This window comes from Nocardioides sp. CER19 (assembly GCF_029846275.1).
GTDB lineage: Bacteria > Actinomycetota > Actinomycetes > Propionibacteriales > Nocardioidaceae > Nocardioides.
Genome location: NZ_JARVWS010000003.1, coordinates 374119 through 400324, shown reverse-complemented (window position 1 = coordinate 400324; position 26206 = coordinate 374119). Strand labels below are relative to the sequence as shown.

At 70.4% G+C, this 26206-nt stretch carries 24 protein-coding genes; 11 read left to right on the top strand and 13 right to left on the bottom strand.

The features are described 5' to 3' along the window. Positions 1-7: 7 nt before the first annotated feature. Positions 8-169, bottom strand: coding sequence for a winged helix-turn-helix transcriptional regulator (locus QDS12_RS17410; RefSeq protein ID WP_279882192.1), 162 nt, complete (start codon positions 167-169; stop codon positions 8-10). On the opposite strand from QDS12_RS17410, the gene QDS12_RS17405 reads away from it, so the two are divergent. From QDS12_RS17405 to QDS12_RS17385, 5 genes are all read left to right on the top strand, one after another. Further along, positions 144-293, top strand: a complete 150-nt coding sequence (locus QDS12_RS17405) for a hypothetical protein (protein ID WP_279881292.1) — start codon at positions 144-146, stop codon at positions 291-293. The genes QDS12_RS17410 and QDS12_RS17405 overlap by 26 nt on opposite strands. Before the next feature lie 306 nt (positions 294-599). Then, positions 600-2219: a N,N-dimethylformamidase beta subunit family domain-containing protein gene (locus tag QDS12_RS17400; RefSeq protein ID WP_279881290.1), complete on the top strand. Its 1620-nt coding sequence runs from the start codon at positions 600-602 to the stop codon at positions 2217-2219. 51 nt (positions 2220-2270) lie between these two features. Next, positions 2271-2678, top strand: coding sequence for a VOC family protein (locus QDS12_RS17395; RefSeq protein WP_279881289.1), 408 nt, complete (start codon positions 2271-2273; stop codon positions 2676-2678). Positions 2679-2736: 58 nt separating this feature from the next. Beyond that, on the top strand, positions 2737-2955 hold the full coding sequence (locus tag QDS12_RS17390; RefSeq protein WP_279881286.1) for a hypothetical protein: 219 nt from the start codon (positions 2737-2739) through the stop codon (positions 2953-2955). Positions 2956-2997: 42 nt separating this feature from the next. Continuing rightward, positions 2998-3465: a GNAT family N-acetyltransferase gene (locus QDS12_RS17385; RefSeq protein ID WP_279881284.1), complete on the top strand. Its 468-nt coding sequence runs from the start codon at positions 2998-3000 to the stop codon at positions 3463-3465. A 105-nt stretch (positions 3466-3570) separates the two neighbouring features. On the opposite strand, the gene QDS12_RS17380 is transcribed toward QDS12_RS17385, so the two are convergent. Next, entirely contained in the window at positions 3571-4395 is an 825-nt protein-coding gene (locus QDS12_RS17380) for a helix-turn-helix transcriptional regulator (RefSeq protein WP_279881282.1), read from the bottom strand. A gap of 102 nt (positions 4396-4497) precedes the next feature. Here QDS12_RS17380 and QDS12_RS17375 point away from each other — a divergent pair, with 102 nt between their 5' ends. Further along, a complete protein-coding gene (locus QDS12_RS17375) occupies positions 4498-5091 on the top strand; it encodes an NAD(P)H-dependent oxidoreductase (protein ID WP_279881280.1) in 594 nt (197 codons plus the stop codon). Between the two features lie 94 nt (positions 5092-5185). On the opposite strand, the gene QDS12_RS17370 is transcribed toward QDS12_RS17375, so the two are convergent. Beyond that, positions 5186-6469: a HAMP domain-containing sensor histidine kinase gene (locus tag QDS12_RS17370; RefSeq protein ID WP_279881278.1), complete on the bottom strand. Its 1284-nt coding sequence runs from the start codon at positions 6467-6469 to the stop codon at positions 5186-5188. A gap of 111 nt (positions 6470-6580) precedes the next feature. On the opposite strand from QDS12_RS17370, the gene QDS12_RS17365 reads away from it, so the two are divergent. The 5 genes from QDS12_RS17365 to QDS12_RS17345 all read left to right on the top strand — a co-directional run bounded on the left by QDS12_RS17365 (position 6581) and on the right by QDS12_RS17345 (position 11984). Then, entirely contained in the window at positions 6581-7267 is a 687-nt protein-coding gene (locus QDS12_RS17365; protein WP_279881275.1) for a hypothetical protein, read from the top strand. Then, positions 7231-7974, top strand: a complete 744-nt coding sequence (locus QDS12_RS17360) for an ABC transporter ATP-binding protein (protein ID WP_279881273.1) — start codon at positions 7231-7233, stop codon at positions 7972-7974. Before QDS12_RS17365 ends, QDS12_RS17360 begins: the two co-directional genes overlap by 37 nt. A 134-nt stretch (positions 7975-8108) precedes the next feature. Next, positions 8109-8684 (top strand): ABC transporter ATP-binding protein, encoded by a 576-nt coding sequence (locus QDS12_RS17355; protein ID WP_279881271.1) that lies wholly within the window; start codon positions 8109-8111, stop codon positions 8682-8684. Further along, the gene (locus QDS12_RS17350; protein ID WP_279881267.1) at positions 8681-11278 is read left to right on the top strand and encodes an ABC transporter permease; all 2598 of its coding nucleotides are present in this window, start codon (positions 8681-8683) and stop codon (positions 11276-11278) included. The genes QDS12_RS17355 and QDS12_RS17350 overlap by 4 nt, the downstream gene beginning before the upstream one ends. A 4-nt stretch (positions 11279-11282) precedes the next feature. Further along, positions 11283-11984: a response regulator transcription factor gene (locus QDS12_RS17345; protein WP_279881265.1), complete on the top strand. Its 702-nt coding sequence runs from the start codon at positions 11283-11285 to the stop codon at positions 11982-11984. Between the two features lie 78 nt (positions 11985-12062). Here the strand turns inward: QDS12_RS17345 and QDS12_RS17340 are convergent, their stop codons facing one another. From QDS12_RS17340 to QDS12_RS17295, 10 genes are all read right to left on the bottom strand, one after another. Then, a complete protein-coding gene (locus QDS12_RS17340; RefSeq protein WP_279881263.1) occupies positions 12063-13058 on the bottom strand; it encodes an electron transfer flavoprotein subunit alpha/FixB family protein in 996 nt (331 codons plus the stop codon). After that, on the bottom strand, positions 13055-13795 hold the full coding sequence (locus QDS12_RS17335; RefSeq protein ID WP_279881261.1) for a hypothetical protein: 741 nt from the start codon (positions 13793-13795) through the stop codon (positions 13055-13057). Before QDS12_RS17335 ends, QDS12_RS17340 begins: the two co-directional genes overlap by 4 nt. Then, positions 13792-16302, bottom strand: a complete 2511-nt coding sequence (locus QDS12_RS17330) for an FAD-dependent oxidoreductase (RefSeq protein ID WP_279881259.1) — start codon at positions 16300-16302, stop codon at positions 13792-13794. The genes QDS12_RS17335 and QDS12_RS17330 overlap by 4 nt, the downstream gene beginning before the upstream one ends. 153 nt (positions 16303-16455) lie before the next feature. Further along, a complete protein-coding gene (locus QDS12_RS17325) occupies positions 16456-17427 on the bottom strand; it encodes an ABC transporter substrate-binding protein (RefSeq protein WP_279881256.1) in 972 nt (323 codons plus the stop codon). Further along, positions 17424-19430 carry an ABC transporter permease subunit gene (locus QDS12_RS17320; protein WP_279881254.1) on the bottom strand — a complete coding sequence of 669 codons (2007 nt, stop codon included), beginning with the start codon at positions 19428-19430 and terminating at the stop codon, positions 17424-17426. The genes QDS12_RS17325 and QDS12_RS17320 overlap by 4 nt, the downstream gene beginning before the upstream one ends. Next, complete coding sequence (locus QDS12_RS17315) at positions 19427-20512, bottom strand: glycine betaine/L-proline ABC transporter ATP-binding protein (protein WP_279881251.1); 1086 nt, start codon at positions 20510-20512, stop codon at positions 19427-19429. The genes QDS12_RS17320 and QDS12_RS17315 overlap by 4 nt, the downstream gene beginning before the upstream one ends. A gap of 31 nt (positions 20513-20543) precedes the next feature. Continuing rightward, positions 20544-22247, bottom strand: coding sequence for a choline dehydrogenase (betA, locus tag QDS12_RS17310; RefSeq protein WP_279881249.1), 1704 nt, complete (start codon positions 22245-22247; stop codon positions 20544-20546). A 21-nt stretch (positions 22248-22268) separates the two neighbouring features. Beyond that, entirely contained in the window at positions 22269-23738 is a 1470-nt protein-coding gene (locus QDS12_RS17305; protein WP_279881247.1) for an aldehyde dehydrogenase family protein, read from the bottom strand. Positions 23739-23904: 166 nt separating this feature from the next. After that, positions 23905-24669 carry an IclR family transcriptional regulator gene (locus tag QDS12_RS17300; RefSeq protein WP_279881245.1) on the bottom strand — a complete coding sequence of 255 codons (765 nt, stop codon included), beginning with the start codon at positions 24667-24669 and terminating at the stop codon, positions 23905-23907. 81 nt (positions 24670-24750) lie between these two features. After that, positions 24751-26190, bottom strand: coding sequence for a trimethylamine methyltransferase family protein (locus QDS12_RS17295; RefSeq protein ID WP_279881243.1), 1440 nt, complete (start codon positions 26188-26190; stop codon positions 24751-24753). Between the last annotated feature and the right edge of the window lie 16 nt (positions 26191-26206).

The window sequence follows — 26206 nt, the reverse complement described above, 5'->3', positions numbered from 1 at the left end:
AGTCCGGTCAGTCAGCGGGCCCGTCGAGCCGATCCGCCCAGCGATGCGCCCACTGGTTCATCGTCTCGAGCGAGCCCACGAGGGCCTGGCCCTCGTCGGTGAGCCGGTAGCCGCGTCCGTCCCGCTCGACGATGCCTGCCCCGGTGAGCTCGGCGAGCCGGGCGGTCAGGCCGCTCGAGGAGATCCCGCCGCACTGCGCCTGGAGCGCCCGGAAGGGTCGGCGCCGGCTCGGTCACGACGCCGCCGGCTCGCTCGGCAGCGGGGGAGTGCCCGGCGCCTGGGGAGACGCGTGACACGGGTGAGGAGGCTGATCGCGTGACACCACCCGCACAGCAGGAGGAGGTCGAGCGCCGCCCGCGACTGCATCTGATTTCGAAGCCTCTGTCCACGGTAGTCGCGGTGCTTCGGAAGGGAAGCGAGGTCCATCCAGTGGGGTGCAACAGATGGCGCCGACGTGCACGACGTCGTCGGGACCCACTGTGCCGGGGCCACGGACGCGCGACGAGGCCCGGCGCGAGGCCAGCCGAGAGGAGCAGCGGCGCCGCTGGACCGGGCGGTCGCTCGTTGACGCTCGAGCGAGGCGGGTGCAGCCTCTGAACATGGGCAGGAGGGCCCTGCACAGCCGGGCGTCCACGAAAGCCATCGCCGCGGGTGCGGGAGCCGTGCCGCGGATCGTCCCGCTGCTCGTGTCGGTCGCTGTCGCGGCAGCCTGTGCCGGCCACGTGGCGATCGCTCCGATGCCGGAGGCTGACCCGTCCACGTCGGTCGCGACCCCGAGGGCCTTGACGACGCCGGCCGGCTCCGTTGGTTCCCCCGTTCACGCCGCATCCCGGCGACCACGCGGCTCCGACCGGTGGCGGGTCCGCCAGCCGGTGGCAGGGGTGATCGAGGGCTACACCACCGTGGCCAGCGGTCCGCCCGGCACGGCGGTCGGCCTCAGGGTGTCGACCATCCGTCCGCACTTCCGGGTGCTGGCCTTCCGGATCGGGGCCTACCGCGGCGGCACCGGGCGGCTGGTGTGGCGCTCCGGCTCCGTCCGCGGCCGGGAGCAGCCGGGGCCGACCTTCGCCCCGTACGCGACCCGTACGGTGGTGGCGCCGTGGCGGACGAGCCTGACGCTGCCGACGGCCGGCTGGCGGCCGGGCTTCTACGTGCTGCGGCTGACCACCTCCGGCGCCGCGGCGCAGGTGCCGTACGTGGTGACGTCGCCGTCGACCGCCGGGACGGTGGCGCTGATGGTGCCGATGGCGACATGGCAGGCCTACAACCGGTGGGGCGGCTACAGCCTCTACGAGGGTCCCGCCGGCGACCGCCATGCCTGGGCGGTCAGCTTCGACCGGCCCTTCGAAGGCGTCGACGGGATGAACGACTTCCGCACAGCGGTGGTCCCCGTGGTCCTCGAGGCTGAGCACACCGGCGTCCCGCTGTCCTACGCGACCGATGTCGAGCTGTCCACCACGGCCGGCGTGCTGAGCGGCGCGAGGGGCTACGTGCAGGTTGGGCACTCGGAGTACTGGACGCCGCAGATGCGAGCCGCTGTCCTCGGGGCTCGCGACCAGGGCACCAACCTCGCGTTCCTCGGCGCCAACACGGCGTACTGGCGGATCCGCCTCAGCGCTCGCGGGGGCCGCCCGGCCCGTCTGGAGACCGGCTACCGTGACGCCGCGCTGCTCGATCCCGCGCAGCGCACCCGTCCTGCGCTGACCACCGCCCGCTTCCGCGACCCGCCGGCGGCGCAGCCCGAGAGCGCCTTGGTCGGGATGCTCTACGAGTGCTTCCCCGTGGACGCTGACTACCGCATCGTCAGCCCGGAGTGGTGGGGCTTCGCGGGCACCGGGGTCGATGCCGGAGGAGTGGTGTCCGGACTCGTGGGTGGCGAGGCCGACCGGGTCTACCCGAGTCGCTGGACTCCCCGGCCCCTGCAGATCCTGAGCAACACGTCCTACAGCTGCCGCGGGGTGCGGACGACCAGCCAGGCCGTCTACTACACGGTGCCCTCGGGTGCCGGCGTCTTCGCCGCCGGCACGCTGAGGTGGGGCTGCGCGCTGGCGGACCATTGCGACGTACCGCTGCGTCGAGCCACCACGCGGTTCGTGCGCGTGGTCACCGACAACCTCCTGCGCGCGTACGCCGCCGGACCGGTCGGGAGGAGTCATCCGGCCCAGGACAATCTCGACCGGTTCCACCTGCCGCGGGCCAACAGCGTGCCCGCGAGCTGATGGCTGCCCTCGGACGTTGTGGCGGTCACGGTGACGGGTGATGATCGACCGATGGACCCTGCCGCTCGGCTGCACGCCTACCTGAGCTACCGCGATGCCAGTGCCGGTCTACGCTGGCTCGAGAGCGTCGGGTTCCAGGTGGTCTCTCGCCAGGACGGCCTCGACGGGACCGTCCAGCACGCGGAGGTGCGCCTCGGAGAAGCCGTGCTCATGGTGGCGAGTGCGGATGCTGCCTATGACGTCCCTCGTCTCATCGGACGTAGCAGTGGTGGCGGGCTCTACCTGTGGCTCCCGCGGTCTTCCGACGTGGACGCCTGGCACGGACGGGCCGTGGGGGCGGGTGCGGTCGAGGTGATCGCACCCGAGGACACGGAATGGGGGACTCGGCGATCTCGCGTCCTCGATCCGGAGGGCCACGAGTGGAGCGTCGGGACGTACGGTCCGGGAAGCAGTTGGTGACGAGAGTGCCCGCGGCGAGCTGGTGGCATCCGAGCCAGCCGGTCGGGTACTTCCGGTTATGACGACAACGCCGAGCGAACCCAGCCCTGACCCGACCGTCGTGCCCAGCGGTGATCCCGGACCCGAGTCGACCCCGGATCCCGAGCCCGAGCACGACCCCGAAGCCGAGCGTCGAGAGATCGGCGAGGTCGATGACGAGCTCGACGCTCAGTCGGACGGTGACGGGCTGGCCGCAGAGGCCGGCCGGAGCGAGGAGACGGGACTCGCCGAGGGCTGAGCCCGCAGGCGACTGAACGAGCCGCGGCGCTACCGTGATCCGGTGCTGCCCCGGTCGACGACACGGCTCCGCTTCCGCGAGATGACCGAGGCCGACCTGCCGCTCATCGCCACCCTGGACCTCGGCGGCTCACGTGGTCCGGAGGGCTGGATCGCGTGGAATCGGCGCAACTACGACGAGCACGGCTTCGGGCTGTGGGTGCTCGAGACCCACGCCGGCGAGTTCGTCGGCGACTGCGGACTGACCCTGCAGGAGGTGGAGGGGGAGTGGTACGTCGAGGCAGGTTGGCACGTTCGTTCCGACCTGCGCGGTCAGGGCTATGCGACGGAGGCAGCGGGCGCGGTGCGACAGACCGCATCCATGGCCGGGATCGAGCACCTGATCGCGATCATCCGGCCGGACAACGTCCCCTCGCAGCGGGTGGCGACGAAGATCGGGCTCGCCCTCGAGCGTGAGGTCCACAAGTTCGGTGGGCCGGCGTTGGTCTTCGGTGCTGACCTGAGACGGTGACGAACGACTCCTGACCGAGCAGCAGGGCTGAGCGAGGCAGGGCTTGGTGTGTTCCCCATCGATGCGCGGCTCCTGAGGTCTGCCGGCCACCTGCAGCCGGTGAGGTCAGTGCACGGCGCGGAGCCCTCCGGCCGATGCTCGCCGGAGATCGACGAGCGCCGCCGCGGACGCTGCGTCGGCGGGCACGAGGACGACGACCTGCTGGGCGTCGCCGGCGGGCAGCTCGAGGATCTCACGCTCGAAGCGGAGCTCTCCGGCCTCGGGATGCCGCCAGGTCCACGTCCCGGCGTCCGGGAGCGCCGGGCTGTCCAGACGCCGGGCGAGCTCCGGGCCTGCGGCCGTCATCATCTCCGCGGTGAACAGCCCCTGCCTCCCCTCGGGCGGCCCGAGCCACAGGTCGCTGACGACCGCATCGGCGACCCGGTGCCAATCGGGGAACGTCGCGCGAGCGTCGGGGTCGAGGAAGACGAAGCGGGTCAGGTTGGGACGCGGCACATCGACGAGGCTGCTCGGCGCGATCGCGGCGAAACCGCTGGTCATGGCGAGGATGTCGCCGAGCCGGTTGCCCACGTACGCCACGCCCGGCTCGAGCATGTCGAGAAGTGCGAGGACGGGCCGGCGTACGTCCTCGCGGGGCCGCAGGTGGGCGCCACAGCCGGCGTTGAGCTTGGACAGGTGCCTCAGATAGCTCCGCTGCGAGGCATCGAGCCGCAGGGCCGTGGCCAGACCGGCGATCACCGAGGGCGATGGGTTGGTGTCGCGGCCCTGCTCCAGGCGCACCAGGTACTCCACGCTGATCCCCGCCAGCCCCGCCAGCTCGGAGCGGCGCAGGCCGGGCACGCGCCGTCGTGCACCGGCGGGCAGACCCACCGCCTCGGGCGACGTCGCGTCTCGTCTGGCCCTGATGAAGTCGCCCAGCGCTGCGCCCACGGCGTCCAATCTACGGCCCGTCGCCGCCTCGAAGGGTGGTCCTGTCAGGGCCAGCCTGGAGCCGGGCTGGTTGATGGTCGCAGGTCGGTCCAGCTTGGGAGCATGACCGAGAACCTCAACCTCGCCATCGTGATCGGCAGTGTCCGTGAGGGCCGCCACGGCCCGATGATCGCCAGCTGGGTCGCCGAGCAGGCACGGGACCACGGCGCTTTCGATGTGACGGTGGCCGACCTCGCCGACTACGACCTGCCGGTCGCGCTGCCGGAGATGCCGCCCATGAACGCCGGCGACGGCTACCCACGACCGGCCGGCCTGCTCCCGTTCACGGACCTGGTCACACGAGCCGACGCCTTCGTGCTGGTCACCCCGGAGATCAACCACAGCTACCCGGCCTCGCTGAAGACAGCCATCGACTGGCACTTCACCCAGTGGGCCGCCAAGCCGGTCGCCTTCGTCGGGTACGGCGGCGCCGGCGGCGGACGGCACGCGGTGTTGCACCTCGAGAACGTCCTCATCGAGCTGAATGCCGTCCCCATCCGCGACGGCCTGGCGTTCCCCTACTTCCGCCGTGCCTGGGACGACGGCCACCCCACCGACCCCGACGCCCCGCTCTACGCCAAGACCATGCTCACGCAGCTCGCCTGGTGGGCCGACGCGCTCAGGAACGCACGCGCCACGACGCCGTACCCGGGCTGAACGGATGAGAACCAATCGTCATTCGGTCCGCCGACTGATCCGTCGGTCAGATGGGACCCGTGATGGTCCGACCCGCACCACGTTGCACGGGGGCTCACGGCTTGCCCTGGGGTGGTTCGCCGGGTGCTGCGTCCCGTGGTCGTGGGAGCAGGAGCGTGAAGCGTGTGGAGGCCGCTGCTCCGAGGACCACACGACCGCCGAGATCGGCTGCCAAGGACCGGGCCATGCGTAGTCCGAGATTGGTCCCCTCCGGCGGAGGCCAGGTGATGGGGGTGACGCCTTCATCTTCGACGTCGATGGCCACGGTGCCGCCGGATGGCCGCGCGGCGATGCTGACGACGCCCGCGCCGTGGCGGTAGGCGTTGTCGAGAAGCACCTCCAGGATCTGGCGCAGAGCAGCCGGCGTTGCGGCGACTCGCAGCCCTGGCTCAGCGCGGACACGGACCGGCCGGTCCTGCGCGGCGAGCGGTCCGCGCCACACGTCGGCGAGGGCGTCGAGCACCGGCTCGACCGCAACTCCAGCCCCCACGCGGGGCGAGCGCGCGATCTCGAGGACGTCGTCCACGGTCTCAGAGAGGTGCTCGGCCATCCGGAGTGCGCGCGACGCCGCCGCGGGCAGGTCCTCGGCAGGACCGTTGATGCCGGTCTCGAGCTCGAGCTGCAGGCGCGTCAGCGGGGTGCGCAGCTGGTGGGAGGCATGCGCGGCGAAGCTGCGCTCACGCTCGAGATGCGCGGCGACCTGTTCGGCCGTGGTGGCCAGGGTGTCGGCGGTCTTGTCGATCTCCGGTACGCCCGAGCGGGGTGCGCGGGCGGTGAAGTCGCCCTCCCCGAGGGCGGCGGCGGTGGCGGCCAGTGCGTCCATGGGCTGGGCGAGGCGGCGTGCCTGCCAGAACGCGAACCCGCCGGCCAGGACGAAGGCGATCGCAGCGAGGCCTCCGAGTCCGAGGAGTCGCCGAAGGATGCTTGCGCGCACGGCTGCGGTCGACGAGGTGGCGACGACCACCGCGGTGACCTTCTCGTTGCTGCTCACCGGGATCGCGACCGCCATGGTGCCCGGTCCGCTGCCATCGGTCGCCGCCTGGGCGCGTGCCGCTCGGGCAGCGATGTCGGAGTGTGCCGCCCCGTTGCCCTGGAGAAGGTCGCCGGTCGAGGAGAACACGGCGAGGCTGACCCCCGACGGTGGTGCGGGCAGCTCGGCCGGGTCGCCCTGCGCCAGCGTGGGACCGATCACGGTCACGGCCCGCAACGCGGAGCGTTCGAGCGTGCTGCGCTGGGTGGCATCGGCCTCGTGCACCGTATAGAAGGTCAGCGGTATGCCAAGGAGGATCGCGGCGAGCAGCAGCGTCGAGATCGCCACCAGCAGGATCCGTCGACGCATGGGGCCAGCCTCCCACCCGCCCGCGTCGGAACGGGGCCGCTGCGTCGGTCCGACCAAACGCTAACCTGACGCTGGCCGGTCGCTGGCCGCCCGCGACCTAGCGTCGCCGGTATGCGCCACCAGACCTCCCGCGTCCTCGCCGATCTCGCCCTGGCAGGCGTGGTCTCGGCTGCACTCGCGGCCTGTGGGTCGGGCAATTCGAGGTCGACCAGCTCGCCGATGACCCCACCCACGAGCACCGATGGGATGTCGTCCTCGGCAACGACAGCAACCGCGGCGCCGCCGACGACACAGAGCACGGCGCCGGCGACGCACCCGACCGAGTTCAATCCGCCCGGAGACATTCCTGACAACGCGGTCTTCGTCGACCACGTGGCACCGGGCAGCCATGTCCATTTCACGGTGCCCGAGGGCTGGGCACAGTCGGCCCAGCACGGCACGGCCTCCTTCACCGACCACTACAACAGCATCGCGATCCAGGTCGTCGCTGCCCCACAGGCACCCACAGCGGCGTCGGCCAGGCAGGTCGACGTCCCGCAGCTCAAGGCCAGCGAGTCGCACTTCCAGCTCATCGGCATCGACACCGTCAGCCGAAAGGGCGCCGGGACCGCGGTCCGGATCCGCTACCTCATCGACTCCAAGCCTGATCCCGTGACGGGCAAGGTCGTCCGCGACGCGGTCGAACGCTACGAGTTCTGGCACCACGACCAGGACGCGATCCTGGCCCTGACCGGCCCGCGGAACGCCGACAACGTCGACCCTTGGCAGACCGTCAGCGATTCGGTGACCTGGAAGTGACCGCCGTCCCGAGTCCCACCGCGAACCCTGCCGACACGACCAGCCATGGGACCCCGCCGGCCCTGGAGGCGCGGACCCTGTATCGGTTCTTTCGGGCCGATGAGGAGGAGACGCTCGCCCTGCAAGGGGTCACCCTCGCCCTGGCGGCCGGCGAGCTGGTCGCTCTGTCCGGACCGTCCGGGTCCGGGAAGTCGACCCTCCTGAGCTGCCTCGCCGGCACCGACGAGCCCTCGGGAGGAACAGTGTGGATCGGTGGCGAGCGGATCAGCGGCCGCACCGAGGCCGACCGGGCCGGACTGCGAGCCCGCTCCATCGGCACCATGGCGCAATCGGGCAACCTGCTCGACCACCTCACGGTGGCAGGCAACATCCGCCTTGCCCAGAGCCTCGTGCGCCGCAGACCCGCAGACGCGACGCAACTGCTCGAGGGGCTGGGCATGGCGCAGAGGGCTCACGCCTATCCGGGCCAGCTCTCCGGGGGCGAGCGCGCGCGTGCCTCGCTCGCTGTAGCGATGGCCAACACCCCGCGAGTCGTGCTTGCCGACGAACCGACAGGAGAGCTCGACCAGGCCACCGAGGAACGTCTCCTCCAGCTGCTGCGCCAGCAGGCGCGGACCGGGTGCGCGGTCCTGGTCGCCTCTCACAGCCCGGCGGTGTCCGACGCAGCGGACCGGACGTTGCGACTGGCGGAAGGCAGACTCGTATGACGACCCCCAGCAACCCGGCCCCCACCAGGTCTGGGACAACGGCAACACCCCAGAGGACCGGCTACCTCGTGACCTGCGACGGAGTCGGGCGCACCTACGGCGCCGGCGAACGAGCAGTCGTCGCGCTGCATGGCGTGACCTGTGCCGTCGAGTCCGGCGGCCGGGTCGCTCTGACGGGGCCGTCGGGATCGGGCAAGTCGACCCTCCTGCATCTCATGGCCGGCCTGGATCGACCGACCTCGGGTGTCCTCGACTGGCCGGTCTGGGCCGGAACGCCCTTCGGGCACCCCGAGCGTGCCGGCGTGGTGTTCCAGGAGCCCAGCCTCATCCCGTCGCTGACGGCCTTGGAGAACGCCGCCTTCCCGCTCCTGGTTCGCGGCGAGGATCCCGCGACTGCGTTGGAGCAGGCGGCGGCCGCGCTGCGGATTCTCGGACTGACGCTGCTCGAACGCCACACCCCTGACGAACTCTCGGGCGGGCAGGCTCAACGGGTCGCGGTGGCACGTGTGATCTGCTCACGCCCCGCGTTGATCCTGGCCGACGAGCCGACCGGCAAACTCGATCGTCACAACGGCGCCATGGTCGTCGAGCAGCTCGTTGCCGCGGCCGACCAGGTCGGCGCCGGTCTGGTGATCGCGACCCACGACCCGGCCATCGCCCGTTTCCTCGACCAGCGCTGGGCCCTGGGCGACGGCGAGATGGTCGCATGATCACCCTCTGGCTCGCCGGCTTGATCCGGCGCCGCCCGACCCGACTGGCCGCGACGGCGCTGGGCATCGGTATCGCGGTCGCCCTGATGGCGGAGCTGGGTGGGTTCCTGGTGGACTCCGAGCAGACCATGACCGCTCGCGCCGCCCAAGGCGTCGCGGTCGACTGGCAGGTCCAGGTCGCACCCGGCGGATCTGCCGTCACCGTGGCCCAGCAACTCCGAGCCGACCATCGCAACACCACCGTGCTCCCCGTGTCGTTCGGTGATGCCGCTGGCCTCTCGGCGGCCACCGGCGGCACCCGACAGCAGACCGGCGCCGGAAGAGTCCTCGGCCTGCCACCCGGCTACGGCACCGCCTTCCCCGGCGAGATGCGGCTTCTGGCGGGTGCCACGAATGGGCCACTGCTGGTCCAGCAGACGGCAGCCAACCTGCACGCCGCCCCCGGCGACACCGTCACCGTCGACCTCGGGGGAGGCAAGCAACACCAGCTCAAGGTGGCCGGAGTCGTGGAGCTGCCGCAGGCCGACTCCCTGTTCCAACGGGTGGGGTCGACAGCTCAACTCGTCGCCCCACCGGACAACGTCGTTCTCCTCCCCGCCCCCGAGTTCGCCCAGGCGTACGCCGGGCAACCGACCATCACCCAGTTCCACATCGCCCGCGACCACGCCTCACTCCCTCACTCGCCGGCCGCGGCATACGCCGACGACCTCGGCGCCGCCAACAACCTCGCCGCCAGGACCGCCGGCGCGGCCACCGTCGGCAGCAACCTCGGCGCGGCTCTGGGCGCAGCCCGCGAGGACGCCGCGTACGCCCGGATCCTGTTCCTCTTCCTCGCCGTCCCCGGTGCGCTGCTCGCAGCCGGCCTCACCGGTTCGGTGGTCGAAGCAGGTGCTGAGCGACGCCGCAGCGAACAGGCACTGCTGCGCGCCCGCGGGGCGTCGACCGGACGGCTGACCGCGCTCAGCCTCATCGAGGCCCTCGTGAGCGGCGTGGTCGGAGTCGCCGCAGGCCTCCTGATCGCGTGGGCCGCCGGGTCACGGCCGGCCATGCTGTGGGACTCGATCGCAGCGGCGATCGGTCTCGGCGTGGCATGTCTCGTCGTGGCGCGACCCGCCATCCGGGACGCCCGCGCACTCTCCGCTCGACCCGACCAGTCGAGGCGCTCGCGCCCACCCTGGCTCGGCTTCGGTCTCGACGTCGCTCTCGTCGCCGCCGGGATCGGCATCTACCTGCTCGCCGGGCAGAACAAGTACACCCTGGTCCTGGCCCCCGAGGGCGTCCCGACCGTCACAGCGAGCTATTGGGCCTTCCTCGGCCCGATGCTCGCCTGGCTTGGCCTCGGGCTGCTTTGCTGGCGCCTTGCTGACGCCGCACTCCGCCACGGTCGTGGCCTCGTCACCCGCGTCGCCCGACCAGCCCTCGGATCCCTCGCACCCGCCGCCGCCTCGATGCTTGCCCACCGCCGTCGCGGCGTCGCCCGCGCCACCGTGCTGCTCGCCCTGGCCCTGGCCTATGCGATCTCGACTTCCACGTTCAACGCCACCTATCAGCAGCAAGCCGAGGTCGACGCCCAGCTGACCAACGGCGCCGACATCGCCGCGAACACCTCGCCCGGCGCCCAGACCCCGCCGACCTACGCCGCCACGCTCGCCAAGGTCTCCGGCGTACACCATGTGCAGCCGATGCTGCACCGCTTCGCGTACGTCGGCTCCGACCTCCAAGACATGTACGGCATCGACCCGACCACCCTGCCCAGCGCGACCCACCTGCAGGACTCCTACTTCCAGGGCATCACGGCCGCCGAGGCGATGAACCTGCTCCGCAGCCACCCCGACGGCGCCTTGGTCAGCGCCGAGACCGTCAACGACTACCAGCTCAACCCGGGTGATCTGCTCCGGTTGCGGATCCAGGACGCCCGCACCCACCAGTTCCGCCAGGTGCCGTTCCACTACATCGGCGTCGTCAACGAGTTCCCCACGGCCCCCAAAGACAGCTTCATCGTCACCAACACCACCTATCTGGCACAGCAGAGCCACAGCGATGCCGTCGGCAGCTTCCTGATCGACACCGGAGGACGATCCATCGCCGCGACCGCGGGCCAGGTCCGCCGGGTGGTCGGCACCCAAGGCCAGGTGGCCACGCTCCTCGACGCGCGCGGCCAGGTCGGCTCCAGCCTCACCTCCGTCGACCTCGGTCGACTCACCCGCCTCGAGCTGAGCTTCGCACTGGTCATCGCGGCGCTCTCCGGGGGGCTCGTGCTCGGGCTCGGACTTGCGGAACGGCGCAGGGGACTCGCCGTCGCCACCGCGCTCGGCGCCAGCCCGCGTCAGGTCAGGCGCCTCTTCGGTGCTGAGCCCGCCTTCGTGTTCCTCATCGGCGCCGCCGGTGGGATCCTCAGCGGCGCCGTCCTCGCCGAGCTCACCGTCAAGGTCCTCACCGGCGTCTTCGACCCGCCCCCGACCTCTCTTGCGTTCCCGTGGCTCTACCTCGTCGCTGTCGTCGCCGGGGCGGGCGCTGCGGTCTGGATGGCGACTCGGCTGGTTGTGACCCGAACACAGAACCAGGCCCGCGACCTGCTTCGGTCCCTAGGCTAGGGACATGGCGACGCTGCTCGTGGTGGAGGACGAGGAACGCATCGGCGAACTCCTCACCTCCGCGCTGGTCGCGAACGGTCACGACGTACGACGAGCCACCACGGGTGCAGAAGCGCTTCACGCCGCCAGTGCGGGCCATCTCGACCTTGCGTTGCTCGATCTCGGCCTGCCCGACATCGACGGCATCGACGTCTGCCGGGAGCTGCGCCGCAGTCAACCAGGCTGCATCGTCGTCGTCCTCACCGCACGCAAGGACGAGATGGACGTGGTCGAGGGACTCGAGTCTGGGGCCGACGACTACCTCACCAAACCCTTCCGGCTCACCGAGCTCCTCGCCCGCGTCCGCGCCCACCTACGACGCGCGAGCATCGCCCCGACAGCCGAAACCCTCGAGTACGGCGACCTCACCATCGACCTGGCCGCCCGTCGCTGCCACATCCACGGAAACGACCTGGCGCTCAGGCCCAAGGAGTTCGACCTCCTCGCCCGGCTGGCCGCCGAGCCCGACCGGGCGGTCAGCCGAGTAGCCCTCATCGACGACGTCTGGGACACCCACTGGTACGGCTCGACCAAGACTCTCGACGTCCACATCGCTGCCCTCCGGCGCCAGCTCACTGACGCTGCGGCTCACACGGAGCACGTACGCCTGCCCGCCATCACCACCGTCCGTGGCCACGGCTACAGGCTGGACACGAGAGCAGAATGACCGTCGTCACGGGCGGCCGACGTCGACCACTGGTGGAGCCGAACCTCCGCACGACGACCGCTCAGTCCGTCCGTGTCATCAAGCCCCTGCTCCGTGGGCACGTCGGCGCTTGATCTCAGCGTTGATCGCGGGAACCACCTCGTGCAGGTCGCCGATCACGGCGTACGTCGCCCTCGTGACCATGGGCGCCTCGGCGTCGGTGTTGATCGCCAGGATCGTCTTGGCAGAGGAGCATCCGGCCCAGTGCTGGATCGCACCGCTGATGCCACACGGGACGTAGAGATCGGGGGAGATGCGTGAACCGGTCTGGCCGACCTGTTCATGGTGCGGACGCCAGCCGAGGGATGTCACCACACGAGAGACGCCCAGAGAGGCGCCGAGGAGCTCGGTCAGCTCGAGCAGGTCGGCGAACCCGTCGGCCGACCCGGCGCCGCGCCCAGCGCCGACGACGACCTTCGCGGACCGGAGGCTTCCGGACAGGTCCGGCTCAGGATCCTCCGTCGACACCACGCGCGCGACCAGATCGGCGGCGGCGATCTCGGGTCGCTCGAGGACGACGTTCGCCGTTCCCGGTTGCCCTGCCGGCCGAGCGTCCACCGCGTGACCGGCCACGGTGAACACGACCGGCCGCTGCGTCAGCCGCATCTCCTCGAGCGCGGAGCCCCCGACCACCTGACGGGTCACCGTGAACGGGGCCAGGCCGGAGAACGACAGCACGTTGGCCGCCATGGGGACGTCCGCCCGGGCTGCGGTATGGGCCATCACCTCGTTGCCGCGCGGCGTGCCGGCGGCCATCACGACGACGGCGCCGGTGCCCGCGCGCACATGGAGCACGCCGGCGGCCCAGGCGGCGCCGGCGTAGCCGTCGAAAGCTGCGCCGGTCAGCGCGTGCACGTCGCGGACGCCGAAGGCTCCGAGTTGCTCCACGACGTCCGGCGCAGGCTCACCGACGACGACGGCGTCCAGTGGTACGTCGCCACCCGCTTCAGCGAGCGAACGGCCGAAGGTGAGCGCTTCCCGGGAGACTTCGGCCACGGTGCCGGCCAGGTCGGTCTCGACGAGCACGAGGATCATCGCGAGATCACTCCCAGCTGCTCGAACAGGTCGACGACGGCCGGCGCCGCCTCGGCGCCCTTGCCCAGCACCTGCACCGAGGAGGGGACCGGCGGTCGCAGCAGCAACCGCACCCGGCCCGGACCCTGGGGTTGTGAGGTGGGCTCTCGTTCGTCGATGGCCACCTTCTTCGCCCTCATCCGGCCGGGCACGGTCGGGTAGCGCGGTTCCACCCCGCCCTCGAGCACGGTGACGACCGCGGGCAGCGGAAGCCGGTAGGTCTCCACGCCGCCGGGTCCGGCGCCTCGCGCGGTGACCACGCCGTCGTCCACCGACACCTCCGTCACGCCGTTGACGACGGGCCAACCGAGCTCGTAGGCCAGCCGGATCCCGACCTGGAAGTCGCCGGTGTCCGAGGCGTCGTTGCCCAGGAGCACGAGGTCGTGGCCCTGGTCACGTACGACGGCCGCGATCTCCCGTGCGACGTCGGCCGGGCCGAACGCCTGCTGGTCGGCGACCACGTGCGTGGCCGCCGTACAGCCGACCGCGAGCGCAGCTCGAAGCTGCTCGACGGCGTCCGTGTCGCCGAGGGTCATGACCGTCGCATCACCGGTTCGCACCGCGATCTCGACCGCGCACTCCTCGTGGACGCTCATGGTGAAGCCGGCGTAGCGACCGTCGACGGCCTGGCCGTCCTCCGTCAGCACGACCTGTCCTGACGAGTCGACGACCCGCTTGACGCACACGAGCGTGCTCATCGGATGCGCTCGTTCGCAGCGTCGAATGCCGGGGTCGCGTCGGTGGAGACGACGGTGACCGGATAGAGCTCCTCCATGTACGACACCGCCAGCTCGTTGCCGACCACGGCCTCGTCAGGCGGCAAATAGGCCATCAGCAGGTGCTTGCCGAGCGACGGCGCGGGGCCGGCGCTGGTCACGTAGGGATGGGCGCCGCGGTCGTCGGTCAGAGGAGCGCCCGACCGGGTGAGGACCGGCTCGCCGCCGAGCATGTACCGCTTCGTGCCGGCCGCCGAGGTGTGGTCGTCGACCGCCATCGTGCACAGCACGCGGGCCGGCGCGGACTCGCGCTGGTGCAGGTAGGCCGCCTTGCCGACGAAGTCGGCCGCCTTGACCTTCGGGCGCTGCATGCCCGCCTCGACGATCGTGCGCTCGCCGTCGAGCTCGAAACCGAAGGCCCGGTAACCCTTCTCGATGCGTCCGGTGGTGCCATAGACGCCGATGCCCACCGGGACCGCGCCGTACGTCGTCCCTGCGTCCAGCAGGGCGTCCCACACAGCGGCCGCGTCGTCGACCGTCACGTAGAGCTCCCAGCCCAACTCGCCGACGTAGGAGATCCGCGACGCGAGCACGGGAACGCCCTTGACCTGGATCTCGCGGCAGGTGAGGAAGCCGAAGCCACCGTCCGAGACGTCCTCGGAGGTCAGCGACGCGAGGATGTCGCGGGCGCGCGGCCCCCACAGCCCGATGGTGACGACGTCGTCGGTGCGGTTCATCAGCGTCGTCGCGCCGTCTGCAGGCACGTGGTCGCCGAACCACTTCCGGTCGACCGGCCCGTGTGCCGCTCCGGTCACCACCCGGAAGTGCTCGCCGCCCAGCCGCATGACGGTCAGGTCGGACCGGAGGCAGCCGGCCGGATCGAGGACCGGTGTGTAGACGACCTTCCCGACCGGGACGTCGCACTGGGCGACGCAGACGGTCTGGACCGTCTCGAGGGCTCCCGGGCCGACGATGTCGAAGACCTCGAACGCGGACAGGTCCACGATCCCGGCCGCCTCGCGCATGCGCAGGTGCTCGGCGTTGATGATGGGACTCCACCAGCGGGCATCCCACTCGTGCTCACGGGGCATCACCGCGGCGCCGTACTCGACCACCAGACCGGCATTGGACTCGTACCAGTGCGGGCGCTCCCAGCCGCCGGTCTCGAAGAAGACCGCACCGAGCCGCCGCTGCGCGGCATGCATCGGGGCGAGCCGTCGACCGCGGTCGGACTCGTACTGCTCCCCGGGGTGGACGATGCCGTAGGTCTTGATGAACGACTCCGTGGTCCGCAGCCGGGTGTGCTCCCGCCGCATCTGGTGCGGGTGGAAGCGGGCGATGTCGCTGTGGCTGAGGTCGATCTCCGACCGGCCGTTCACCATCCACTCGGCGACGGCACGCCCGACCCCGGGGCCCTCCTTGATCCACACCGCCGCGGCGGTCCACAACCCGTTCACCAGGCTCTCGCCGAGGATCGGGCTCCCGTCGCAGGTCAGCGAGAGCAGGCCGTTGATGGCGTACCGCATCTGGGCGCCCTCGGCACCGAGCAGGTCCGGCATCAGCTCGTAGGCCTGCTCGAGCTGCGGGTCGAAGTCGTCCGGGGTGAAGGGCATCTCCGTCGGCGACAGCGTGGCCTGCTCGAGCGAGGGGATGTCCTCGGGCTCGTGCAGGATCGCTCGGTGCGCGTAGGAGCCGACCTCCATGTCGGCTCCGTGCTGGCGCTCGTAGCAGAAGGTGTCCATGTCGCGGATGATCGGGAAGGAGATCTCACCCTCCCGCTCGGCGAGCTGCGGGCAGGGCCCGACGCTGACCATCTGGTGCACCGCCGGCGTGAGCGGGATGGAGATGCCCGCCATGTCGCCGATCTTGGGGCTCCAGACGCCGCACGCGATCACGACGTGCTCCGCCTCGATGTCGCCCCGCGACGTACGCACCCGGCGGATCCGTCCGTCGTCGACGTCGAGCCCGACGACCTCGACGTTCGGTACGACGGTCAGCGCACCCGTCTCGAGCGCCCGCTCGCGCATGATGGTGCCGGCGCGCAGCGAGTCGACCACTCCCACGCCAGGGGTCCAGAACGCGCCGATGAACTGGTCGGTCTCGATGAAGGGCACCTTGTCCTTCACGAACTCCGGGTCCACCAGCTGCGCCTCGATGCCCCAGGCCCGGGCGCTCGACATCCGACGTCGGAGCTCCTCCATCCGTGCCTCGGTGCGGGCCAGCTCGAACCCGCCGGACTCGGTGAAGACACCCATCTCCTTGTACTGGCGCATCGAGTCGAGCGTCAGGTCGGTGATCTCCCGGGAGTGGTCGACGGGGAAGATGAAGTTCGAGGCGTGCCCGGTGGAGCCGCCCGGGTTCGGCAGTGGCCCTTTGTCGATCTGCACGATGTCGCGCCACCCGAGCCGCGCGAGGTGGTGGACGAGGCTGTTGCCGACGATGCCGGCGCCGATGACGACGACCTTCGCCGTGGCGGGGACGGTGGCCATGGGTCCCTCCCGGGGCCTGTTCGACGATCTGAGTGTTGCGTATCGTGCACTACGATGCGCGATACGGAACTCCTGACAGCATGGCTCGCGCCGGTCCGGGCAGTCAATCCCCGGTCCGGGCGAGCGCGACCGGTCGTCGGTTCCTGGTCGTCATCAGCGACCGCCGGCCCGAGGCAGCCACGCCTCGACCTTGGTTGCGTTGGCGTCGATCCACTTCTGAGCCGCGTCCTCCGGCGTCATGCCGTCGGCGGTGATGTACTTCGCGACCAGGTTCTGGTCGTCGGTGGTCCACTTGAAGTTCTTGATCAGCTGGTAGCCGGTGCTGTCGGCGTTGGCGAACTGCTTGCCCACGATCTTGTCCAGCTTGTAGATCGGGTAGTCGCAGTCGACCTTCGCCGGGTCCGCGTCGCAGCCCTCGGTGTACTTCGGCAGGTTCACCTTGACCAGCGGGACCTCGGCCAGGAACCACTGCGGCGAGTAGAAGTAGCCGATGACCGGCTTGTGCTGCGCCTCTCCGGTGCGGAAGGCCTGGATCAGCGCGGCCTCGCTGCCGGCGAAGACCACCTTGTAGTCGAGCTTCAGGTTCTTCACCAGCGCCTCGTCGTTGGTCACGAACCCGGGGTCGCCGTCGAGCAGCTGACCTTTGCCACCCGACTCGGAGGTCTTGAACAGCGAGGCGTACTTGTTGAGGTTCTTCCAGTCGGTGATGTCGGGGTACTTCTTCTTCATCCAGGGCGGGACGTACCAGCCGATCACGCCGTCGATGCCGATGGTTCCGGCGTCCTCGGCGACGCCGAGCTTCTTGACGTACAGGTCGACCAGCTCGGGGTGGCCCCAGTTCTCGAGGACGGCGTCGACCTGGCCGCTCGCGAAGCCCTGCCAGGAGATCTGCTCGTCGACGTAGATGTAGTTGACGATGCAGCCCAGCTTCTCCTTGGCCACCTGACCGACGACGAACGCGTCGGCCTCGTAGCCGACCCAGTTGTTGACCGCGATGTTGACGTCCCCGCACGCGGAGAGGCCCTTGGTCTCGACGTCCTCGATGTTGCCGCCGAAGGCGGGGATCACCATCGCCAGGATCACGCCGACGACGGCGACCACCACGGCGATGCGCCGGCCGGTCATCGCCGGCTCCCCTCGCCGCGGCGGGCCGCGTAGGTGGTGATCCGGTCGAGCATGATCCCGAGCAGGACGATCGAGAAGCCCGCGGCCAGGCCGCGGCCCTGCAAGGGCTGTTGCTTGAAGCCGGCGACCACGTCGTAGCCGAGGGCGCCCGCACCCACGAGGCCCCCGATCACGACCATGGACAGGACGTAGAGGAGGCCCTGGTTGGCCGCGACCGTGAAGGCCGAGCGGGCCATGGGGATCTGCACCTTCGTGATGATCTGGATCGCGACCGCTCCGGCGGACTGTGCGGACTCGACAGTGGTGGCCGAGACCGCCTTGATGCCGTCGGCGACGATCTTGATCGCCGCCGGTGCGGCGTAGGCGACGGCCGCGACGATGGCGGTGAAGCGGGTGGCCCCGAAGAGGGCCAGGACCGGGATCAGGTAGACGAACGGCGGCATCGTCTGCCCCGCGTCCAGGAAGGGCCGGATGATCCGGTCACCTCTGATGCTGCGGCCCATGAAGACGCCGACGACGGCCGCGAGGATCATCACGAACACCGTGGCGACCAGCGTGGACGTGAGCGTGACCATCGAGTCGTTCCAGAGCCCCAGCCAGCGGATGCCGGCCAGGCAGATCAGGGCCGCGACGCACGCCTTCCAGCCGCCCACGATGAGGGCGATGGCGAGGATCGCCAACCCGGTGATGAACCACGGGGACCCGGCGATGAGCTTCTCGAGGGGGTTGATGAACCAGTTGGTGAAGTGGTTCGAGATCGACAGGGTCGCGTTCGCCCAGTTCGTCGAGATCCAGTCGACCGCACGCTGCATCCCGTCGGCGATCCAGCGGCCGAGCGAGGAGTCCGGGGGCTTCGCCGCGAAGGTGAAGACCCGCGAGAGGTAGACCGCCACGACCGTGACGACGGCACCGACGAGCAGGAACTGGGCGCGTCGGACGGCCATGTCCTTGTTCTCGCTGCGCGCCAGCCGGTCGGCGTTGGTGCTCGCCGCGGTGGTGACCCGGTCGAGCATGATCGCCATCAGCACGATGCACAGGCCAGGCACGAAGGCGTCGCCGACGCGCAGCGCGTTCAGCGCCCGGACCACGGGCTGGCCGAGCCCGGGGCCGTTGATGAAGGCCGCGATCGTGGCCATCGACAGGGCGGCCATCGTGGTCTGGTTCAGCCCCACGATGATGGTGTGCTTCGCCATCGGCAGCTCGACCTTGAGCAGGCTCTGCCACCTCGTCTGGCCCATGGAGGTGGTGGCCTGGAGCGTCGTGCTGGAGACGTTCTGGAGCCCGTGGCTGGCGATCCGGATCAGGGGCGGCAACGAGTAGATCAGCGTGCAGACCACGGCCGCCGCGGCGCCGATGCCGAACAGAAGCATCAGCGGGAGCAGGTAGGTGAACGAGGGCAGCGTCTGCATCACGTCGAGCACCGGCGTGACCACGGCGCGGGCCTTCCCGTCGTGGGCGATCCAGATCGCGATCGGCAGCCCGATCAGCGCCGAGATGGCCACCGCGACCCCGATCACGATCAGGGTGTCCATGCTGTCCTCGTAGAAGCCCAGCAGTGCGAACATCACGAAGCATCCGGCGGTCAGCAGCGACATCCGCCAGCCCGCGATCAGGGCGGTGACGAACCAGGCGATCGCCAGGACGCCCAGGAACCCGATGGCCGGGTAGGGACTGGGGAAGTCGGGCACGGAGACCAGGCGCTGGAGCCACTCGACGACGGCGGACAGGACGTCGGCGATCCAGTGCGTGATCGTGAGCAGCCAGTTGTCCTGGCTGGCCGTCAGGATGTCGTTGGCGCGGTCGCCGAACCAGTTCTGGACGCCGACCTGCTCGGCGCCGCCGATCTCGAGGGTCCGCCGGCCCTGGAAGATCGCTGCCAGCACGATCCAGACACCGACGACGCCGGCCAGCATCCAGGAGCGGCGTAGGTGGATCCGGTGTCCGCCCGGGGGTTCGGGCTCGGGCGCCGTGGTCTCCGGCGCCGGGCTGGTCAGGGTGGTCATGCCGACTCGCCCCCGGCCTTCGTGTCCTCCTCGGCGACGACCACCCGCATGATCGCCTCCTCGTCGACGATGCCGACGACCTGGCCGTCCTGGACCACGCGGATCGGACTGGGTGAGTCGATCGCCGCCCGGGCCGCGTCCTGGACGACGGTGTCGGGAGCCATCGTCGGCCCGTCCAGCGGGTCACCCGGACGCGGGTCGCGCATCACCCAGCGCAGGGTGAGCACGTGCGCCCGCGGTACCTCCTGCACGAAGCGGCGGACGTAGTCGTCGGCCGGTGCGCCGATGACCTCGTCGGGGCGGCCGACCTGCACGACCTCGCCGTCGCGCATGATGAGGATCCGGTCGCCGAGCTTGAGCGCCTCCTGCAGGTCGTGGGTGATGAAGACCATCGTCGTGCCGAGCTCCGCCTGCAGCCGGACGACCTCGTTCTGCATGTCGCGGCGGATCAGCGGATCCAGCGCCGAGAAGGGCTCGTCGAAGAGCAGCACCTTGGGGTCGACGGCGAGGGCCCGCGCCAGCCCGACCCGCTGCTGCATGCCGCCGGACAGCTGGTCGGGGAAGTGGCCCTCGTACCCCTTGAGGCCGACCAGCTCGATCACGTCACGGGAGCGGGCGTAGCGCTTGTCCTTGTCCTCGCCCCGGATCTCCAGGCCGAAGGCGACGTTGTCGAGAACGGTCCGGTGTGGCAGCAGGCCGAAGTGCTGGAAGACCATCGCGACCTCCCGTCGGCGTACCTCCATCAGCTCCTTGCTCGACATCGTGGCGACGTCGCGGTTCTCGAGCTCGACCTTGCCGGCGGTCGGCTCGATCAGCCGGGTCAGGCATCGGACCAGGGTCGACTTGCCCGAGCCGGAGAGGCCCATGACGACGAAGACCTCGCCCTGCGCCACGTCGAAGGAGACGTCCTTGACCGCGGCGACGCAGCCGGTCTTGTCGAGCAGCTCGGCTCGGGACAGCTCGGCATGCGGTGAGCCGATGATCTCGTCGGCGCGCGGGCCGAAGACCTTCCACAGGTCCTTGACCGCCAGAGTGGGCTCGGCGGTGGCGGTCGCGGGGGACGCGGTCGCTGACAATGTCATGGCTGCCTTCTCTCCGGGATGGTGTGCGACGTCACGAGTTGCGGCTGTCGCCGGGCGGATAGAGCGGGGTGCCGTCGCGATGGCGGTAGTACGGCACGTCGGCGCGCTCGAGCGGTGTGTGGCCGGCGATCAGGTCGGCGGCCTTCTCGGCGACCATCATCACGGGGGCGTAGATGTTGCCGTTGGTGACGAACGGGAAGACGGAGGCGTCCACGATCCGCAGGCCCTCCACACCGTGGACCTTCATCGAGGTGGGGTCGACCACCGCCATCTCGTCCACGCCCATCTTCGCTGTGCAGGACGGGTGCAGCGCGGTCTCGGCGTCGGCACGGACCCAGTCGAGGATCTCCTCGTCGGTCTCGACGCGTCGGCCCGGCGAGAGCTCGCCGTCGTTGTAGGGCTCGAACGCGGGTTGGTTCAGGATGCTGCGCGCGACTCGGACGGCCTCGACCCACTCGCGCCGGTCGTTCGCTGTCGAGAGGTAGTTGAACCGGAGCGACGGGTGCACCTTGGGGTCGCGCGAGCGGATCCGCACCCAGCCCCGGGTGTCGGCGTACATCGGGCCGATGTGCACCTGGTAGCCGTGTCCCTCGGTCGGCGCCGAGCCGTCGTACCGGATGGCCACGGGCAGGAAGTGGAACATCAGGTTGGGGTAGTCGACATCGTCGTTGCTCCGGCAGAAGCCGCCACCCTCGAAGTGGTTCGTCGCGCCGAGCCCACGCCGATGGACCAGCCACTCGTAGGCGATGCCAGGGCGGCGACGCCACCTCAGGCCGGGCGCGATCGAGACCGGCTGCTTCGACGCGTACTGGATGTAGACCTCCAGGTGGTCCTGCGCATTCGCGCCCACCCCGGGCAGGTGCTGCACGACCGGTACGCCGTGCTGCTCGAGCAGCGCCTGGTCGCCGACCCCGGACAGCTGCAGCAGCTGCGGCGTGTTGATCGCACCCCCACACAGGATGACCTCGCCAGCGTGGGCCGTGCGCCGTAGGCGGCCACCGCGCAGGTAGTCCACGCCGACCGCCCGGTGTCCGGCGAACCGGACCTCCGTGGCGAACGCGAGCGTCTCCACGGTCAGGTTCGTCCGGTGGCGGACCGGGTGCAGGTAGGCGCGGGCCGCCGAGAGCCGGCGGCCGCGGTGGACGTTGCGGTCGAACTTCGCGAAGCCCTCCTGGCGGTAGCCGTTCACGTCGTCGGTCAACGGGTAGCCGGCCTGCTGGACCGCCTCGAAGAAGGCGCCGAACAGCGGGTTGTCCGCCGGTCCGCGCTCGAGGACGAGCGGGCCGGTGCCGCCGCGCCAGTCGTCGGCACCGCTCGTGCCGTCCTCCAGGAGGACCCGTTCCATCTTCTTGAAGTAGGGGAGGCAGTGGAGGTAGTCCCACTCCTTCATCCCCGGCTCGGTCGCCCAGCGCTCGTAGTCGAGCGGGTTGCCGCGCTGGAAGATCATCCCGTTGATCGAGGAAGACCCGCCGAGGACCTTGCCGCGCGCATGGAAGACCCGGCGGTCGTTGAGGTACGGCTCGGGGTCGGTCTCGTAGCGCCAGTCGTAGAACCGGTTGCCGATCGGGATCGGCAACGCCGCGGGCATGTGGATGAACGGGTCGACACGGAAGTCCGATCGGCCGGCCTCGAGGACGAGCACCGAGGTGCCCGGATCGGCGGACAGCCTGTTGGCGAGCGCACACCCGGCGGAACCGCCGCCGACGATGACGTAGTCGTATCGGTCTGCACCCATGAGGCTCGCCTCCCGCTCGGCCTATCCCTCGAACCAGCGCTGCTCGACGGGTCGGATGTTGTGCCACACGTGCTTGGTCTCGCGGTACTCGTCGAGGCCCGCCGCGCCGAGCTCGCGCCCGATGCCCGACTGCTTGTAGCCACCCCACTCCGCCTGCGGGACGTAGGGGTGGTAGTCGTTGATCCACACCGTCCCCATCCGCAGCCGGGCGGCGACCCGCTGTCCCTTGCCCGCGTCGTCGGTCCAGACCGCCCCGGCGAGGCCGTAGATCGAGTCGTTCGCGATGCGCACCGCGTCGTCCTCGTCGACGAAGGTCTCCACGGTCAGCACCGGGCCGAAGGACTCGTCCTGGGTGACCGACATGTCGCTGCGGCAGCCGTCGAGGATCGTCGGCAGGTAGTAGTAGCCGTCGGCCAGGTCGGGGCTGTCGGGACGCCGGCCACCGCAACGGAGGACCGCGCCCTCGGCGATGCCTCGGGCGACGTACGCCTCGACCTTGTCACGGTGCACCGCGCTGGTGAGGGGACCGGTCTCCGCCTTGTCGTCGAAGGGTCCGCCGAGCCGGATCCGCTCGGCGCGGTCGACGAGCCGGTCGACGAACTCGTCGTGGACCTGGTCCTGGATCAGCAGGCGGGCACCGGCCGAGCACACCTGCCCGGAGTGGAGGAAGACGGCCGTGAGCGCGAAGTCGAGGGCGACGTCCACGTCGGCGTCGGCGAACACGATGTTCGGGTTCTTGCCGCCGAGCTCGAGCGCCACCCGCTTGACCGTCCCTGCGGCGTCACGCATGAGCCGGCGGCCGGTCTCGAGACCGCCCGTGAAGGAGATCAGGTCCACGCGAGGGTCGGTCGCCAGCGCTGCCCCCGCGGCGGCACCGGCGCCGAGGACGAGGTTGCCGACGCCGGCCGGCAGGCCGGCCTCCTCCAGCACTCGCATGAGGTGGATCGAGCTGTGGGGTGTCAGCTCGCTCGGCTTGAGGACGAAGGTGTTGCCGGCGGCCAGGCAGGGCGCGACCTTCCACGAGACCTGCAGCAGCGGGTAGTTCCACGGAGTGATGAGGCCGCAGACACCGACCGGCTCGTGCACCACACGACTCACCACGTCCGGTCGCCCGGTGTCGACCACGCGGCCGGCGTCCTCGCCCGCGACGCGTCCGTAGTGGCGGAAGACGGAGACGACGTCGGCGACGTCGTACTCGCTCTCGACGAGCCGCTTGCCCGTGTCGAGGGACTCCATCCGCGCGATGTCGGCGGCGTCGCGCTCCAGCAGGTCGGCGACCCCCATCAGGAGCTCGCCGCGGTCCCGCGCCGAGGTCCGGGGCCAGTCGCTCTCGTGGAAGGCGGCGTACGCCGCGGCGATGGCCAGCTCGGTGTCGGCGCCGGTGGCCTCGTCGACCTCGGCGACCAACGTGCCGTCGGCGGGGCACCGGATCGCGCGGCGCGCTCCACCGGACGCGTTCCGCCACGCTCCGCCGAGATAGAGATCGGGCATGACGGCCCCTCGCTCCCCGCGCGGCGAGGAGGTTGCGTATCATGCAACCGAGTGCTCGTCGCGCAACTAGCCCTTGGACCTGAGAATGGTGTGGCGGCCCGCCCCCGTCAAGAGAGCGGAAGAGTTCTCAGCGACCGGTGGCCCTGTGGGTCGGGCAGGACGGCGCCTACCGGTGACCCCAGCCAAGACGGTGCGAGACCTCCTGCGCGGACGTCACGACCAGCGGGATCACTTCGGCCACCCGGTCCTCGGGGAGCCGGAAGGTGGGACCCGAGACGCTCATCGACGCCACGACGTCGCCGTGGGCGTTGCGCACTGGGGCTGCGACGGCCGTCAGACCCTCCTCCAGCTCGTCGATCGCCAGGGCGTACCCGCACTCGCGCACGTGCGCGACCTCGGCGCGCAGCTTGCTCCTGGTCGTGATGGTGAGCGAGGTGTAGCGGGGCAGGGACCTGAGCAGCTCGTCCAGCCGGCCGTCGTCCAGACCGCTGAGGAGCACCTTGCCGTTGCTCGTCGCATGCAGCGGGATGTGCTGACCGACCCAGTTGTGCGGCTGGAGCGCCGACGAGCCGGCGACCTGGTCGAGGTAGAGCGCGGAGCTCTCGGAGAGTACGGCGATGTTCACCGTCTCGCCCGTGTCGGCGGCCAGCTGGCGGCACACGGGGCGGGCCTCCTGCACCAGGTCGAGGCGCGCGGTCGTCGCACCCGCGAGGCGCAGCAGGCCGAGACCGAGCCGGTAGCGGCCGCGGTCGCTCGTCTGCTCCACCAGCCGGTGCGCCTCCAGCGTGGTGACCAGGCGGAACGCGGTGCTCTTGTGGACACCCAGCTCGGCGGCGATCTCGGTGACTCCGGCCTCGGCGACGCGGCTGAGCACCTCGAGGATGGTCAGCGCGCGGTCGACGGACTGGACCCCGCCGGCCGCTTCGCTCATAGCCGGAGGCTAGCGCAGAGATGTTGCGTATCGCAGCGTGGACCTCGTGCTGCGCAACACCCGTGGCCGAAGCGCCGGACCTCAGTCGCCGAGCTCCGTGCGGCGACGCGACACGTACGCCTCGAGCTCCTCGCGGACGGCTTCGTCGAGCGCCGGCGGCTCGTACTCCTCGAGCTTCTTGCGGTAGACGTCCTCGGCCCGGGCCGCTGCGTCCTTCGCGCCGTTGCGCATCCAGCGCTCGTAGTTCTCCGAGGAGGAGAGGAACGGGCGGTAGAAGCATGTGCGGAAGCGCTCGAGCGTGTGCATCGCGCCGAGGAAGTGGCCACCGTGGCCCACCTCCTGATGGGCGTCGAAGGCCAGCGACGCCTCGTCGACCTCCAACGGCGTGAACTCGTGCTGCAGCATCTGGACGAGCTCGCAGTCGATCACGAACTTCTCGTAGCCGGACACCAGGCCGCCCTCGAGCCAGCCGGCCGAGTGCATCACCCAGTTGGCACCGGCGAGGAAGGTCGGCAGCAGCGTCATCATCGCCTCGTAGCCGGCCTGCGCGTCGGGGACCTGCGAGGACGTGAGACCGCCGCCGGTCCGGAACGGCAGCCCGAAGTGCCGGGCTATCTGACCCGTGCACAGCAGCCCGATGCCGGACTCCGGCGTACCGAAGGTCGGCGAGCCCGACTGCATGTCGATGTTGGAGAGGAACGAGCCGAACACCACCGGACAGCCGGGCCGGATGAGCTGGGAGAGCGCGATGCCGGAGAGGGCCTCCGCCATCTGCTGCACCAGCGCCGCGGGGATCGTCACCGGCGACATCGCACCCATGAGGATGAACGGCGTCAGCACGACGGGCTGGTTCGCCGCCGAGTACTCGAACTGCGCCTGCAGCATGCGGTCGTCCCAGCGCAGCGGCGAGTTGCAGTTGATCAGGGAGATGATCGCAGGCGTCTCCTCGATCGCCTCGCGTGAGCCGAAGAGGATCTCCGTCATCGCGATCGTGTCCCGGGCGTTCGTGCCCGAGACGACGTTGCCCATGTAGACCTTGTCGGTCAGGGTCTGCAGCGCGTACGTCATGTCGAGGTGCCGACTGTCGAGCGGCGTGTCGTTGGGCTCGGCGATGACGCCGCCGGCCGAGTCGAGGACACCGAAGGCCTGGGAGAGCCGGGCGAAGTTGCGGAAGTCGTCCATCGTCGCGTCGCGACGTACGTCGCCCTGGCGGACGAACGGTGGGCCGTAGACGGCGCCGAAGGCCATCGCGTCGCCGCCGATGTGGACGGAGTTCGCGGGGTTGCGCGCCTGCAGATCGAACTCCTTCGGAGCCTTGGCCACCTGCTCGAGGACGAAGTCCGGGTCCAGGTGGACGGTGTCGTTCTTCACCGTCTGGCCCGCCGCGGCGAAGAGGTCCCGCGCCCGGGCGTCCAAGAACTCGACGCCGATCTCACTGACCAGACGCCGCCACCCGGCGTCGAGGGTCTCCATGGCCTGCTCCGAGAGCACCTCGTAGCGCGGCATCTGGTTGCGGAACATCAGACCTCCCGCCTAG

Coding starts and splice junctions, on each gene's coding strand:
- QDS12_RS17340 (WP_279881263.1), bottom strand. CDS start 13,058: ATGATCCTCGTGCTCGTCGAGACCGACCTGGCCGGCACCGTGGCCGAA.
- QDS12_RS17395 (WP_279881289.1), top strand. CDS start 2,271: ATGGACCCTGCCGCTCGGCTGCACGCCTACCTGAGCTACCGCGATGCC.
- QDS12_RS17320 (WP_279881254.1), bottom strand. CDS start 19,430: ATGACCACCCTGACCAGCCCGGCGCCGGAGACCACGGCGCCCGAGCCC.
- QDS12_RS17400 (WP_279881290.1), top strand. CDS start 600: ATGGGCAGGAGGGCCCTGCACAGCCGGGCGTCCACGAAAGCCATCGCC.
- betA (WP_279881249.1), bottom strand. CDS start 22,247: ATGGGTGCAGACCGATACGACTACGTCATCGTCGGCGGCGGTTCCGCC.
- QDS12_RS17315 (WP_279881251.1), bottom strand. CDS start 20,512: ATGACATTGTCAGCGACCGCGTCCCCCGCGACCGCCACCGCCGAGCCC.
- QDS12_RS17335 (WP_279881261.1), bottom strand. CDS start 13,795: ATGAGCACGCTCGTGTGCGTCAAGCGGGTCGTCGACTCGTCAGGACAG.
- QDS12_RS17375 (WP_279881280.1), top strand. CDS start 4,498: ATGACCGAGAACCTCAACCTCGCCATCGTGATCGGCAGTGTCCGTGAG.
- QDS12_RS17345 (WP_279881265.1), top strand. CDS start 11,283: ATGGCGACGCTGCTCGTGGTGGAGGACGAGGAACGCATCGGCGAACTC.
- QDS12_RS17300 (WP_279881245.1), bottom strand. CDS start 24,669: ATGAGCGAAGCGGCCGGCGGGGTCCAGTCCGTCGACCGCGCGCTGACC.
- QDS12_RS17350 (WP_279881267.1), top strand. CDS start 8,681: ATGATCACCCTCTGGCTCGCCGGCTTGATCCGGCGCCGCCCGACCCGA.
- QDS12_RS17305 (WP_279881247.1), bottom strand. CDS start 23,738: ATGCCCGATCTCTATCTCGGCGGAGCGTGGCGGAACGCGTCCGGTGGA.
- QDS12_RS17390 (WP_279881286.1), top strand. CDS start 2,737: ATGACGACAACGCCGAGCGAACCCAGCCCTGACCCGACCGTCGTGCCC.
- QDS12_RS17370 (WP_279881278.1), bottom strand. CDS start 6,469: ATGCGTCGACGGATCCTGCTGGTGGCGATCTCGACGCTGCTGCTCGCC.
- QDS12_RS17325 (WP_279881256.1), bottom strand. CDS start 17,427: ATGACCGGCCGGCGCATCGCCGTGGTGGTCGCCGTCGTCGGCGTGATC.
- QDS12_RS17330 (WP_279881259.1), bottom strand. CDS start 16,302: ATGGCCACCGTCCCCGCCACGGCGAAGGTCGTCGTCATCGGCGCCGGC.
- QDS12_RS17295 (WP_279881243.1), bottom strand. CDS start 26,190: ATGTTCCGCAACCAGATGCCGCGCTACGAGGTGCTCTCGGAGCAGGCC.
- QDS12_RS17365 (WP_279881275.1), top strand. CDS start 6,581: ATGCGCCACCAGACCTCCCGCGTCCTCGCCGATCTCGCCCTGGCAGGC.